Annotated in this window: 13 protein-coding genes; 6 read left to right on the plus strand and 7 right to left on the minus strand. The window is 54.9% G+C overall.

Annotated elements, in window-relative coordinates; genetic code table 11:
* Nucleotides 1-56 precede the first annotated feature (56 nt).
* The 4 genes from serA to ABJI30_RS00215 all read right to left on the minus strand — a co-directional run bounded on the left by serA (nt 57) and on the right by ABJI30_RS00215 (nt 4,006).
* Nucleotides 57-1,640: a phosphoglycerate dehydrogenase gene (serA, locus tag ABJI30_RS00200; protein WP_348014877.1), complete on the minus strand. Its 1,584-nt coding sequence runs from the start codon at nt 1,638-1,640 to the stop codon at nt 57-59.
* A 108-nt stretch (nt 1,641-1,748) separates the two neighbouring features.
* Nucleotides 1,749-2,918 (minus strand): phosphoserine transaminase, encoded by a 1,170-nt coding sequence (locus tag ABJI30_RS00205; RefSeq protein WP_348014878.1) that lies wholly within the window; start codon nt 2,916-2,918, stop codon nt 1,749-1,751.
* Between the two features lie 126 nt (nt 2,919-3,044).
* Nucleotides 3,045-3,356, minus strand: a complete 312-nt coding sequence (locus ABJI30_RS00210; protein ID WP_348014879.1) for a PepSY domain-containing protein — start codon at nt 3,354-3,356, stop codon at nt 3,045-3,047.
* 32 nt (nt 3,357-3,388) lie between these two features.
* Entirely contained in the window at nt 3,389-4,006 is a 618-nt protein-coding gene (locus ABJI30_RS00215; protein ID WP_348025376.1) for a ferric reductase-like transmembrane domain-containing protein, read from the minus strand.
* A 142-nt stretch (nt 4,007-4,148) separates the two neighbouring features.
* On the opposite strand from ABJI30_RS00215, the gene ABJI30_RS00220 reads away from it, so the two are divergent.
* Together ABJI30_RS00220 and ABJI30_RS00225 are read left to right on the plus strand one after the other, a co-directional pair.
* On the plus strand, nt 4,149-4,817 hold the full coding sequence (locus ABJI30_RS00220) for an extensin family protein (protein ID WP_348014881.1): 669 nt from the start codon (nt 4,149-4,151) through the stop codon (nt 4,815-4,817).
* Nucleotides 4,818-4,887: 70 nt separating this feature from the next.
* Nucleotides 4,888-5,757 (plus strand): TIGR00730 family Rossman fold protein, encoded by an 870-nt coding sequence (locus ABJI30_RS00225; protein ID WP_348014882.1) that lies wholly within the window; start codon nt 4,888-4,890, stop codon nt 5,755-5,757.
* A 39-nt stretch (nt 5,758-5,796) separates the two neighbouring features.
* On the opposite strand, the gene ABJI30_RS00230 is transcribed toward ABJI30_RS00225, so the two are convergent.
* The gene (locus tag ABJI30_RS00230; RefSeq protein ID WP_348025377.1) at nt 5,797-6,417 is read right to left on the minus strand and encodes a cytochrome c family protein; all 621 of its coding nucleotides are present in this window, start codon (nt 6,415-6,417) and stop codon (nt 5,797-5,799) included.
* Between the two features lie 206 nt (nt 6,418-6,623).
* On the opposite strand from ABJI30_RS00230, the gene ABJI30_RS00235 reads away from it, so the two are divergent.
* The 4 genes from ABJI30_RS00235 (at nt 6,624) to ABJI30_RS00250 (ending at nt 9,106) form a co-directional block, all read left to right on the plus strand.
* Nucleotides 6,624-7,523 (plus strand): prephenate dehydratase, encoded by a 900-nt coding sequence (locus ABJI30_RS00235; protein ID WP_348014884.1) that lies wholly within the window; start codon nt 6,624-6,626, stop codon nt 7,521-7,523.
* Between the two features lie 204 nt (nt 7,524-7,727).
* A complete protein-coding gene (locus tag ABJI30_RS00240) occupies nt 7,728-8,126 on the plus strand; it encodes a UrcA family protein (protein ID WP_348014885.1) in 399 nt (132 codons plus the stop codon).
* Nucleotides 8,127-8,295: 169 nt separating this feature from the next.
* Nucleotides 8,296-8,655, plus strand: coding sequence for a hypothetical protein (locus ABJI30_RS00245; RefSeq protein ID WP_348014886.1), 360 nt, complete (start codon nt 8,296-8,298; stop codon nt 8,653-8,655).
* On the plus strand, nt 8,648-9,106 hold the full coding sequence (locus tag ABJI30_RS00250; RefSeq protein WP_348014887.1) for a hypothetical protein: 459 nt from the start codon (nt 8,648-8,650) through the stop codon (nt 9,104-9,106). Before ABJI30_RS00245 ends, ABJI30_RS00250 begins: the two co-directional genes overlap by 8 nt.
* 34 nt (nt 9,107-9,140) lie before the next feature.
* On the opposite strand, the gene polA is transcribed toward ABJI30_RS00250, so the two are convergent.
* Complete coding sequence (gene polA / locus ABJI30_RS00255) at nt 9,141-11,999, minus strand: DNA polymerase I (RefSeq protein ID WP_348014888.1); 2,859 nt, start codon at nt 11,997-11,999, stop codon at nt 9,141-9,143.
* Between the two features lie 55 nt (nt 12,000-12,054).
* Nucleotides 12,055-12,894, minus strand: a complete 840-nt coding sequence (locus ABJI30_RS00260) for a GGDEF domain-containing protein (protein WP_348014889.1) — start codon at nt 12,892-12,894, stop codon at nt 12,055-12,057.
* Between the last annotated feature and the right edge of the window lie 111 nt (nt 12,895-13,005).

A 13,005-nucleotide genomic window follows, 5' to 3' on the forward strand; every position in this document is an offset into this window, starting at 1 on the left:
CGTTTGCTCCATAGCCATGCGGACGCAGTCAGGCCATAGCCTTTTTCAATGCCCGTTCAGAAGCGCAGGGCTTTGACCGTCTTGACGCCTTCCAGCTTGCAGACGGCCCACAACACCGGTTCTTCCACTGGCGAGTCAATCGAAAGCAACAAGACCGCTTCACCGCCCGGGCCATCAGACCGTCGACCAAGGTGGAAGGTTCCGATATTGACACCGGCTTCTCCCAAAGTGGAACCGACGCTGCCGATAAAGCCAGGCTGATCCTGGTTCACGACATAAAGCATGTCGCCTTCCAGATCTGCTTCGACCTTGATCCCGAACATTTCCACCAGACGCGGTCCGGAAGAACCGAATAGCGTACCCGCCACTGATTTCTCGCCTTCGTCCGTGTTGACCGATACGCGGACCAGTGTTTGATAGTCTCCTTCGCGATCATGCCGTACTTCGCGGACATCAAGGCCGCGTTCTTTCGCCAGATAGGGCGCGTTCACCATATTCACGGAATCGCTATAGGCTGCCATCAGTCCGGCAAGAACGGCAGCAGTGATGGGTTTGGGATCGAGCTCGGCTGCTGCACCTTCAACTTCTACCGAAATGCCCTTGAGCGAACTGCTTGACAACTGGCCGATCAAGGAACCCAGTTGATTGGCGAGCGCCATATATGGTTTGAGCTTCGGCGCCTGTTCTGCCGACAGGCTGGGCATGTTGAGCGCATTTTCCACGCCGCCATTGACCAGATAATCGGCCATTTGTTCTGCGACCTGAATGGCGACATTGACTTGTGCTTCGCTGGTCGATGCCCCGAGATGCGGGGTGCAGATCAGGTTTGGTGTTCCGAAAAGCGCGTTTTCTTTCGCCGGTTCCTCCGCATAAACGTCAAGCGCAGCACCAGCCACATGACCCGATTCCAGCGCGTCCTTCAGAGCGGCCTCGTCAATCAGTCCGCCGCGTGCACAGTTGATGATCCGCACGCCGGCTTTTGTTTTCGCCAGTGCCTCTGCAGACAGGATGTTGCGGGTCTGATCGGTGAGCGGAGTATGCATGGTGATAAAGTCGGCGCGCGCCAGCAGGTCGTCGAGCGAGACTTTTTCAATGCCGAGTTCTACGGCCCGTTCTTCGGTCAGGAACGGGTCATATGCAACCACCTTCATTCTCAGGCCAATCGCGCGCTCTGCCACGATCGAACCGATATTGCCGGCACCGATCAGGCCCAGTGTCTTGCTCGTCAGTTCGACGCCCATATATTTGGATTTTTCCCATTTGCCCGCCTGGGTTGACGCATCGGCGGACGGGAGCTGGCGGGCGAGCGCGAACATCATCGCAATAGCGTGTTCCGCTGTGGTGATGCTGTTCCCGAACGGTGTGTTCATGACAACAACACCTTTGGCGGACGCGGATGGAATATCGACATTGTCGACACCTATCCCGGCGCGGCCAACGACTTTCAGATTGGTGGCGGCATCCAGGATTTCAGATGTGACCTTGGTCGACGAGCGAATGGCGAGACCATCATAGTCGCCGATGATTTTCATAAGCTCTTCTGGCGTCTGTCCTGTAATTTCGTCTACTTCAACTCCGCGTTCGCGGAAAATCTCTGCAGCTTTGGGGTCCATTTTGTCGGAAATAAGTACTTTTGGCATGGAATATCTCTTTTCAATTCTCGTCATCCCAGCGAAGGCAGGGATCTCCATAATGTTGGCGCTGGTTCGCGAGGAGATTCCAGCTTTCGCTGGAATGACGGATAAATATTAAATCTCGGCTTTAACCTGTGCATAGGCCCATTCGATCCAGGGCAGCAGACGCCGGACGTCTTCTTCCTCAACCGTGGAGCCGCACCAGATACGCAAGCTTGGCGGCGCATCGCGATAGCCGTTGAAATCATAGCCGATGCCCATCTCGTCGAGCATGCCGGCGATTTTCTTCGGCACTGCGGCTTTGTCATCGTCGCTCAGGCCATCATACCAGTCGCCCTGGAAAACCATGCAGACACCGGTATTGGTCCATTTCGCCGGATCACCGACCATATTGCGCAGCCAAGGCGTGGCTGCGATCCAGTCGTGGACCACTTTCGCATTGCGGTCGGCGCGAGCGTGCAGCTCGGGCAGGCCGCCAATCGATTTGGCCCATTCCAGCGACGCGATATAATCCTCGGTGGCAAGCAGGGACGGCGTATTGATCGTGGCGCCTTCAAATATCGCGCGATTGAGCTTGTCGCCCTTTTTCACGCGAAAGATTTTTGGCAGCGGCCATTCAGGATCATGGCTTTCGATCCGCTCGACGGCCCGGGGGCTGAGGATCAACATGCCATGGCCGGCTTCCGAACCCATCACTTTCTGCCAGCTGTATGTCGTTGCATCGAGCTTGGCCCAATCCATCGGCTGGGCAAACACCGCGCTGGTCGCATCGTTGATGGTCACGCCTTCGCGATCATCTGCAATCCAGTCGGTATCCGGTATCTTCGCGCCAGAGGTCGTGCCGTTCCAGGTGAAGACAATGTCATCGCCTTTGTCGATCTGCGTGAGATCGGGAATGTCTCCATAATCGGCTTCGAGCACAGTAAGATTGGCTGGCTTCAACTGCTTCACAGCATCCTGGATCCACACATTGCCAAAGCTTTCCCAAGCTGCGACCGTCACCGGACGGGCGCCCAGCATGTTCCACATGGCCAGTTCCACCGCTCCGGTATCCGATGCCGGGACGATACCAATCAGATAGTCATCAGGAATGCCCAAAAGCTCGCGGGACAAGTCGATCGCATATTTCAGACGACCCTTGCCGGTAGCAGAGCGATGGGAGCGACCCATGGCGACGGTGTTGATTTTGTCGAGAGACCAGCCAGGAAATTTGGCGGTGGGGCCCGAAGAGAAATTCGGGCAATCTGGACGCAACTCGGGTTGCGGATTCGTAGTATCAGTCATTTAAACGCTTCTCCTTACAGAGAGCTCGCGCGGCGTTGGGACCGCGTGGCCCGTCGCCGCAATGTCTGTTGCAGTGCAGCATGTCAAGGAGCAAATGTTGACTGTCGGCAAAAACTGCCGATCCGGCTATTTCTTGCGGAACAGTTCTTTGCCGCGTCGCAGGACGAGCAATTTTTCCATCGAAACCGGGTGGAAATAGGCTTCCACACGGTCGCCCTCGGGGGTGGTGCCATAGACTTCATAGCAGCCGCCATCGACTTTCGACTTTTTCACTTTCCAGCCCTTTGCAACGAGATCCGCTTCGAGATCAGCGCGGCTGACCCAGCCGGATTCGGGACCCGCTTCGCATTTCATTTTGCCGGTCGCATGAGCTGGGGTTGAAAAACCAATGGACAAGGCTGCGGCGGCAAGTGTTGCGGTGAGTGCGGGATATTTCATATTTCAAACTCCAACTGGAACGGGGATCAAATTTACTGTTTGGCTGCACGCGAATCGGTTTTTGCAGCGCTTTCATGCCTTCTGGCATAGATGATAATCATTCGCAATAACTGCAGCGCCCCCAATGGGATAAAATGTACAAGAGCTCCGGTTACGCCATCATGAATGAGCAGCCAGTGAGCCAATGTGAGCAATGCGGCGGCGTAGACCAGTCGCTGCAATGTTTTCCAGCGTTGCTTTAGCCACTGCATGGATCGATTGTTGCTGGTTATGGCCAATGGCAGGAACAGGAACAATGCGGCCCACCCGGTCCAGATTCCCGGGGCCCAGAACTCAGCGAGGATCGGTTTGAGTTCTTCGATGTCGAGCAGGTAAAAAATCAGATGAAGCATCGCATAGGCAAATGCAGCGAGTCCAAAAGACCGTCGCCGCCGCAACAGCCATGCTGTCCACGGACGGTTGCCAAATATTGTGAGCAAGGGAGAAATGATCATTGCGATAATCATGAACCGGGCCGAGAATTCACCGGTAGGGTGGAGCAGGTCCATCGCGATTTTGGCGCCGGAAGCATATACGTAGATCATCGGGATGGCGGGGATCGCAAGCAGCGCCCAGAAAACCGGCAGACTGTTCAGCTTTTGTATCAACATGCGCATGAAGTCTCTTTGAATATGCAGACGGCGGAGGTCCAGCATATATTTGTGTCAGTTTGTCGCAAAACCGTCGGGCGTTCATGGCGGCGTTAACTATTTCTTAACCATGTTCCGTCAGCAAAACGATATGGGACGATATGTGAAAAACAGATCTGGAAAATGGAACCTCGCTTGGTTGGGCGTGGCATCACTTTTGCTCAGCGCTTGTGGCGCCATTCCCGGTGGTGACCGACAGACCAGTCGCCCGCAAAGCTCGGCGGGACTGGGTTCCTTCGATCCTTCACCCTCTGCCCGGCAGTGTTTCAGCCAACTCGGCAAAGCGAAAGTCAGGTTCTCTCCTCTGCCCAATCGAAATTTTCAGGGCGGATGCAGCCAGATTGACAGTATTAAATTGCTGGATGTCGGTACTGATGTCACCAATCTAGGCCCCGTCAAATGCCAGCTGGCCAGCAAATTTGCGGCCTGGACCGAATATGCGGTCAAACGCGCGGCACGCCAGTATCTCGGCAGCGAGCTGGCGCGGATTGAAACAATGGGCAGTTATAGCTGCCGCAATATTTCCGGATCCGGGCGTCTTTCCCAGCATGCGCATGCCAATGCCATTGATATCTCCGGATTTGTTCTTGCCGATGGCCGCCGGATTACCCTGACCAATCACTGGAAAGGCAGTCGCCGGGAAAAACAATTCCTGACCGCCATTCATCAAAGCGCCTGCAAGCGCTTTGGAACCGTCCTGAGCCCGGACTATAATGCCGCACATCGTGATCATTTCCATTTTGATATGAGTGGCAACGGATATTGCCGGTAAACTGCAGATTAATTGCAGATATTCGGCCAACGTCATTGGCAAGTCCCATGTCTTTGCCTAGGGCAGTTGCATGACAAACAAAGATTTACATGACCCGCGCTTTTATCGCGCCAAACAAGAAGCTGATTTCGCCAAGGATCCGACGATCAGCACACCCCAGACCGAAGACCCGGCCTATACGCTGGCTTTTCAGGATACCGAATTTCTGTTGCGCGAGGAATTGCGCCCGGTGCGTTTCCAGCTGGAATTGCTCAAACCGGAAATGCTCCTCGACGAGGCCGGCATTGGCTCGACGCTTGTCATGTATGGTTCCGCGCGTATTCCAGAACCGGACAAGGCCGATGCGCTCATTGAAGCTGCCACGGACGAAGCATCCCTGAAAACGGCACAGCGGATGAAGGAAAAGGCCAAATATTACGACGAAGCGCGCAAACTGGCGCGGATCGTCAGCGACTGCGGGATTGAAGAAGATGGCAAGCGCGATTTTGTGGTCTGTTCGGGCGGCGGGCCCTCGATCATGGAGGCGGCCAATCGCGGAGCAGCTGATGTCGGCAAGGAATCCATCGGGCTTAACATCGTATTGCCACATGAGCAGGCACCCAATGAATATGTCACCCCGTCACTCAGCTTTCAGTTCCACTATTTCGCCTTGCGCAAAATGCACTTTTTGCTGCGCGCGCGGGCAGTAGCGGTATTCCCCGGCGGGTTCGGGACTTTTGACGAATTTTTCGAACTGATCACGCTGATCCAGACGGGCAAGATGGAACCTTTGCCGATCATGTTGTTTGGCAAGGATTTCTGGAATCGGATCATTGACTTTGACGCCCTTGCCGAAGAAGGCACGATCAGCCGCAAGGATCTCGACCTGTTCCAGTTTGTCGAAACCGCTGATGAGGCATGGGCTATCATCCAGCGCTTTTACGATCTGGACTGCGCCTGATTCTCGGATTTTGGTAGTCGGTCGAGCTCGCGGGTTGCGTTATTCTGCTGCTGCAGCTTCGTCTGCCACTGCAGTTTCTTCCGCGACTTCGGTCGCATCCGCATCCGCTTCGGCTTCTTCTTCCGCAACTTCCGCAGGTGGTTCCGGATAAGGCAGATTGGAACCCTGTGCGTTCATATAGGCGATGACATTGGCGCGGTCTTCGGGTTTGCCGAGACCGGCGAAGGTCATTTTCGTGCCCGGCGCATATTTCCGCGGCGAGATCAGCCACGCGTTCATATTGTCGAAATTCCAGTCGCCTTCGATCGAAGCCAGAGCATCACTATAGGCGAAACCGGCAACATGGCCGTGTGATTTGCCGAGCGAGTTGTACAAATTTGGTCCAATGCCATTCGCGCCGCCATCATTGATCGTGTGACAGGCGACACATTTTTTGAACACCGCCTCGCCTTTGGCAATATCAGCCTTGGCGAGCATCATGCTCATCGGAACTTCTTCCTTGCCGCTATCCGCGACTTCCACACCTTCGATCACATAGCCCAGTGTTTCAGGGCGTTCGGGTTTGTCGGCGTGAAAATATTTGGCGCTAAGGATTGAAAATCCCAGAGCCGCGATGCCGCCAGCCAGAACCCAGCCTGCAATGGTGTTGTTTCTATCCATCTTGTCTCTCGTACCCCGAATTGAGCGTGCAGGACTCATGCCTGCCAGAAGTTTGGCTTTCTCTAATAAGAGCAGAAGGTCAAAGCAAGGGTTCATTGGACGCCCCGCTGCAAATTCTTGGCCCGGTGCTGTGGATCAAAGTGCATCACTTCTTGCTCTTTCCACGCCTGTTCGACTATCGCTGCGGCTGGAATTAGAGGGGTAATATGGACAGCTTTCCGCAAAACGCGCTGGGAATGGTCGGCAAGATGACTGAAACGGCTGAACAGCAGCCGGACAAGGCAATTGCCTTTCAGGGTGCGCCGGGTGCAAATTCGCATCTTGCAGCCTTGCAATTTGATCCGGATTGTCTGCCGGTTCCGTGCTTTTCATTTGAAGATGCGCTGGATGCCGTGAGCAAGGGCAAGGCGGGAAGCGCAATCATCCCGATTGAAAACAGCCTGCACGGGCGCGTCGCGGACATTCACTTTCTGCTCCCCGAATCGGGCCTGCATATTGTCGCCGAACATTTTATGCCAATTCAGCATTGCCTGATGGCCAAGTCCGCATCCGCATCTATTAGCACTGCGATGAGCCACCCCCAGGCTCTTGGTCAATGCCGTCACTATCTGCGCGCGCATGACATAATTCCGGTTGCCTATGCAGATACGGCCGCTGCAGCCGCCTATGTCGCCCAAAATGACGACCCCAAGGCGGCTGCGATAGCACCGCCGCTGGCAGCAGAGCTCTATGGACTGGAACCGATTGTTGATGCCATCGAGGATGCGGCGCACAATATGACCCGGTTTGTGGTTCTCGCCCCCGATGCGGCAATGCCGGAGCCCAACGGACCCGTTATGACCACGCTGATTTTCGAAGTGAAGAATATTCCGGCAGCGCTGTACAAGGCGATGGGCGGTTTTGCGACCAATGGCGTGAACATGACCAAGCTCGAAAGCTATCAGGAAGGCGGCAGTTTCGCCGCAACCCGTTTCTATGCTGATATCGAAGGCGCGCCGGGCGATGCGGGAGTCGACCGGGCGATTGAAGAACTGGGCTTTCATTGCAATGAAGTGCGCGTATTGGGCAGTTATAGACAGGCACGTGCGCGAACAGTGACCAAGTGATTCCGCTCATCGCGCTCCAGCTGCTCTGATTCAGGTAAAAATCAGAATCGAAAAAACCGATTCAATTTCGAAATCCACCAGCATTTTTTGAATTTGCGGCGAAAGGATTGGTGTTTCCAGACATTTTCAATTCCAGACATTGGTCCTTGTTCGGGTGCTGGTGTCGAATTTTGAAATTTACCCCATGTCACAAAGGAAATACATATGAAGAACGCAAAATTCAGTTTGATTGCCGGTTTATCAATAGTCAGCATTTTTGGACCGGCACTCGTCTGCGCCCCGGCCCATGCGACAAGTCTTTCGGAACCGGTGCACAAACAGTTGATCATTCCAGTGAATCAAATCGATTTGAGCAGTCCGAAGGGGATTGCGGAAGCGACGAAACTCGTACGACGGGAAGCCAGGCGGGCCTGCTATCAAACATCCAGCCGATTTTCCGAAGTCAAACGCGCGCAATCGGAATGCATGAAAAAAGTCATGCAAGACGCAGCGACCCAGATTGAAATCCTGCACCGTAGCGCGCTGTTCAAAACGGGTGTGATGCTGGCAGAAAATGCGAATCCCGGCACACTGCCGGGCACGTCAAAGTCATGCAGGAATTAGTGCACAATTGTGCAGTCCGCATAGCAGTTGGAGTATTTGGAATCGGTTTCCGACAGGACCGGCAACCCATTAGCCGGTCCTGATTCAGGGGGTCGAGCGGACCGCAGTTCGTTCCCCGCCCTTTTTCTGGCGTTGACAGTATAGCGAGATCCATATATGTCACTAAATAGTGACATATCAATTTGCACATGAAGACCTGATCTGGAAAGCGCTCAGCGACGGGCGGCGTCGGCTGATTGTCGAGGCCCTGTCCGCGGGTCCGAAGCAAACGGGCGAGCTGGTTGATCTTTTTCCCGATATCGGGCGAACCGGGGTTCTCAAGCATATCGATATTTTGACGGAAGGCCGGATTATTCATGTGCGCCGGGAAGGCCGTGTGCGCTGGAATTATCTCAACCCGGAGCCGATCAAGGCCGTCTGCAGCACATGGGTCCTGCGACATATTGACGGCATACAATCTTCTGCCGCCAGGTTGAAACAAATCGCGGAGCGGGGCGGAACCTCAGCAAAGGAGCAAAAAAATGAGTGACATTACGGATGCAAAAATACTCAAATACCAGTTTGAGCTGCCGATAAAGCGCAGCGCTGCCGATATCTGGACGCTGATGATCGATGAGATTGACGCATGGTGGATGGACGATTTTCGGGCGCTGGGGGAAGGATCAAAAGTGTCTCTGGACGCGACGGTCGGCGGCCATTTGGTAGAGAGCACCACTGATGGTGCTCAGCTTGAATGGTACCGTGTGCAGATGGTCTCGCCAGGGGCATCTCTTTATCTTGTCGGCTATATGGCACCGGACTGGGGTGGGCCAACAAGTTCGATGCTCAAGCTGGCGGTCGAGGATCGTGATGACGGCGGGGTGTTGATTGTATCGGATGCGTTATTCGGCAATGTGACGGAATCATCTGCCGCGAGTGCAGAAGATGGCTGGAAGATGCTGTTCGCAGATGGATTGAAACGATTGGCGGAAGGTTCCTGAGCTGCTGGGATTGTTTCGAACAGATGCTGTCAGCTTAATGCGCCTCGTCCCAGCTTTTGCCGGTGCCAATATCAACATCGAGCGGGACGGATAGTTTCATCACGGGCTCTGCCGCGCCGGACATGACCGACCGGATAACCGCGCTTGCCGCTTCGACCTCGCCTTCGGGCAATTCAAATACCAGTTCATCATGCACCTGCATAAGCATTTTGACATTGCCGAGTCCGGCGTCTGACAGTGCCGGCATCATCCGGGCCATGGCACGCTTGATGATATCGGCGCTGGTGCCCTGGATCGGGGCATTGATCGCCGCACGTTCGCTGCCTTGACGCTCCATCTGGTTTGCCGACTTCAGACGTTCGAACCACGTCTTGCGGCCAAACAGGGTCTCGGTATAGCCCGTCTCCCGCGCAGATTGCAGGGTTGTCGAGATATATTGGTTGATGCCCGGAAAGCGTTCGAAATAAGTGTCGATCATATCCTGTGCTTCGTCCGCATCGACTTCCAGCCGCTTGGCGAGGCCCCAGCGCGAGATACCGTAAAGGATGGCAAAGTTGATCGTCTTTGCGCGCGCGCGGGTATCGCGGTCCACGTCGCCAAACAATTCCTGCGCGGTACGATTATGAATATCTTCGCCCGCTGCAAACGCCGCCTTCAGCGTATCAACATCCGCAATATGCGCGGCCAGCCGGAGTTCAATCTGACTATAGTCGGCAGCCAGAATCACGTTCCCGGGCGCAGCCACAAAGGCCTGCCGGATCTGCCGCCCGATCTCCGTCCGGATCGGAATGTTCTGCAGATTTGGTTCCGTTGAAGACAGCCGCCCGGTCTGCGCTCCGCTGAGCGAATAGGAGGTATGCACGCGGCCGGTCTTGGCGTTGATCTGTTCCTGCAGCGCATCCGTATAGGTGGATTTCAGTTTGGAAAGCTGCCGCCAGTTGACTACTTTCTGCGCTATTGGCTCGCCATCACCGGCGAGGCGTTCCAGCACCGTGACATCGGTGGAATATTGGCCCGATTTACCTTTTTTGCCGCCCTTCAGACCCAACTTGCCAAACAGGATCTCACCCAGTTGTTTCGGACTGCCAATGGAAAAGGGTTCGCCGGCCAGTCCGTGAATTTCCGTTTCCAGACTTGCCATGTTCTCGGCAAAGGTTCCCGATAGCCGCGCGAGTTCTTCGCGGTCGACCAACACCCCGGTTTCTTCCATCCCGGCGATCACGGGCACCAGTGGCCGGTCGACCATCTGATAAACCCGGCTTGCTTGCTCGGGCGCCATGCGCAGGCGCAATATGTTCCACAGGCGCAAGGTGACGTCGGCATCTTCAGCCGCATATTCCGTTGCCTTGTCCAGCGGGACTTCAGCGAATGTAATCGCTTTCTTGCCAGTGCCGGTGAGCGATTTAAAACTGATGCATTCATGTCCCAGATGCAGTTTGCTGAGCTCATCCATGCCGTGCCCGTGCAAGCCGGCATCAAGATTGAAACTCATGACCAGCGTATCGTCAAACGGGGCGATGCGGATGTCATGCTGGGCCAGCACCGTCATGTCATATTTGAGATTCTGGCCCACTTTCAGGACCGCATCATCCTCAAGCAGGGGACGCAGTCGATCAAGTGCATCGGCAGTTGAAATCTGATCCGGCGTTTCTCCAAACATGTCACCGCTGCCGTGGCCCAGCGGAATATAGCAGGCCTCATTCGGACCGGCGGCCAGACACACGCCAACCACCCGCGCGGTCACGCTTTCGAGACTGTCGGTTTCCACATCGACCGCCATCACGCCGCGCGCGCGGCAAAGCGCAATCCACGCGTCCAGTCGCTCAAGATTTTGCACACATTCATAAGCGCTACGATCAATCGCCGGGGCATCGACCGGCTTGGGAGTTTCCCCCGGGGCTGCCGCGTGATTGCCGTTATCTGCAATGTCCGGATCTTGCGGTTCCGACTGGCTGCCCCCCAGCTTTTTCAGCAGGGAATTAAATCCATGATGCTCCAGAAACGACCGCAACGGCGCGTCCGGAATATCCTGAATCTCAAAGCTTTCCAGCGTGTCGGGCAACGGGCAATCTTCCTTGAGCGTGACCAAGATGCGTGACAGCCGTGCCTGTTCGGCAAACTCGATGAGGTTCTCCTTCATCTTCGACTTTTTCATATCTGGTGCAGCATCCAGAACGCTTTCGATATCGCCATGCTCGTTGATCAGTTTGGATGCTGTCTTCGGACCGATGCCGGGCACGCCGGGAATATTGTCTGAACTGTCACCCATCAGACCCAGCACATCGCCGAGCTTTTCTGGCCCGACACCGAATTTTTCTTCGACTGTGGCCCGGCCCATGCGGACATTTTTCATCGTGTCGAGCATATCGACCCGGCTGTCATCCGATGGCTCGATCAACTGCATCAGGTCCTTGTCCGAAGAGACGATTGTTACTTTCCAGCCTTGTTCCAAAGCCGCCTTTGTATAGCTGGCAATCATGTCGTCTGCTTCGACATTTTCCTCTTCGATGAGCGGCAGCGAAAAGGCGCGTGTTGCATCCCGGATAACCGGGAATTGCGGCTTCAGGTCATCTGGTGCTTCAGGACGATTGGCTTTGTACTGATCATAAAGGTCATTGCGGAAACTGGTGCCCGATTTGTCCAGCACCACCGCCAGATGGGTCGGGCCATCTGCCTTGTTGAGCTGGTCCGCCAGTTTCCAGAGCATGGTCGTATAACCATAGACCGCACCGACGGGTTCTCCGTGAATATTGGTTAGCGGAGGCAGCCGGTGATAGGCGCGAAAAATATAAGCGGAACCATCCACCAGATAGAGGTGGTTCTGAGCAGGAACAGCTGCGTCACTGGGGTTGGAAGAGGTCTTTTTGGCCTCGTCAAATAGTGCATCGGTCATGGGCCATAGCCCTAGCAGCGATGGCGCGTTTCGTCATTGGGAAATTGTGATCACTTCAGGCTCTCAAGGCAAAGGGGTCGGTCGATTGCGAGGCTTCGAAAAACGGCCTCGGTTTGGAACGCATGCCACTTGAATAGAGGACACACTGATTCCGTCCGCGGCGCTTCGCTTCGAACAGCGCCGTGTCTGCATTGCGCATGGAAATCGCACGCTCGTCGTTCGGAGACATGCCGGTCAGTCCGATGCTGACGGTCATGCGGTGCACCTTGTCGGCCTGGGGCTCAAACAGGATATTTTCGATCTCGTGGCGCAGCATTTCACCGATAATCTCACCCTCGGCTTCCACCGTATCAGGCAATAATATCCCGAATTCCTCACCGCCAATCCGGCCAACAAGGTCCTGTTTGCGCAAGCTCCGTTTGAATACACCGGCGAGCAGGACCAGTGCCTTGTCGCCAACCGGATGTCCGTAGCAGTCATTGATATTCTTGAAATGATCGGCATCCACGATCATCAGAACGTTATTTTCGGCCAGTACGCGACGTTCGCCAAGTTGCTTGATGAAATGTTCGCGATTGGCGAGGCCGGTCAGTCCATCAAAATTGGCTTTATGTTGCAGCTTTTCGTTGACAGCTTTCAGCTCGTGTTGCGCCTGTTTCAATTTTCGGGTCATGCCGATCAGGCGGGAATGCTGATTGACCATGTACCACCCAAGCGGGATGCTGATGCCCCAGGGAACAATGATCGCAAAGGTCATGGCATCCCAAAACCGGTCGTCCAGTCCGAGCGTGGTCAGATATAATGCACCGGTAATGACGAACGACAGCAAAACCGCAATTGCGGCGATAATGCTGGTTTGCCGGATAATCGGCCGGGTTGAGTGTAACCGCAACATATTCCGGTAATAGACGCCTGGTCATTACATTGGTGTGCAACGGCATGGTTAACGCCGCCAACCGCGATAGACGGGAATCAGGCGATTTCCCCTCGATCATGGTTAACCCGC

The organism is Parasphingorhabdus sp., assembly GCF_039968395.1.
Taxonomy (GTDB): Bacteria; Pseudomonadota; Alphaproteobacteria; order Sphingomonadales; family Sphingomonadaceae; genus Parasphingorhabdus.

Bases quoted from the DNA above. Each gene is read 5' to 3' on its own strand.
- ABJI30_RS00260 (WP_348014889.1), bottom strand. From the start codon at position 12,894: ATGTTGCGGTTACACTCAACCCGGCCGATTATCCGGCAAACCAGCATT.
- ABJI30_RS00235 (WP_348014884.1), top strand. From the start codon at position 6,624: ATGGACAGCTTTCCGCAAAACGCGCTGGGAATGGTCGGCAAGATGACT.
- serA (WP_348014877.1), bottom strand. From the start codon at position 1,640: ATGCCAAAAGTACTTATTTCCGACAAAATGGACCCCAAAGCTGCAGAG.
- ABJI30_RS00250 (WP_348014887.1), top strand. From the start codon at position 8,648: ATGAGTGACATTACGGATGCAAAAATACTCAAATACCAGTTTGAGCTG.
- ABJI30_RS00225 (WP_348014882.1), top strand. From the start codon at position 4,888: ATGACAAACAAAGATTTACATGACCCGCGCTTTTATCGCGCCAAACAA.
- ABJI30_RS00215 (WP_348025376.1), bottom strand. From the start codon at position 4,006: ATGTTGATACAAAAGCTGAACAGTCTGCCGGTTTTCTGGGCGCTGCTT.
- ABJI30_RS00205 (WP_348014878.1), bottom strand. From the start codon at position 2,918: ATGACTGATACTACGAATCCGCAACCCGAGTTGCGTCCAGATTGCCCG.
- polA (WP_348014888.1), bottom strand. From the start codon at position 11,999: ATGACCGATGCACTATTTGACGAGGCCAAAAAGACCTCTTCCAACCCC.
- ABJI30_RS00230 (WP_348025377.1), bottom strand. From the start codon at position 6,417: ATGGATAGAAACAACACCATTGCAGGCTGGGTTCTGGCTGGCGGCATC.
- ABJI30_RS00240 (WP_348014885.1), top strand. From the start codon at position 7,728: ATGAAGAACGCAAAATTCAGTTTGATTGCCGGTTTATCAATAGTCAGC.
- ABJI30_RS00210 (WP_348014879.1), bottom strand. From the start codon at position 3,356: ATGAAATATCCCGCACTCACCGCAACACTTGCCGCCGCAGCCTTGTCC.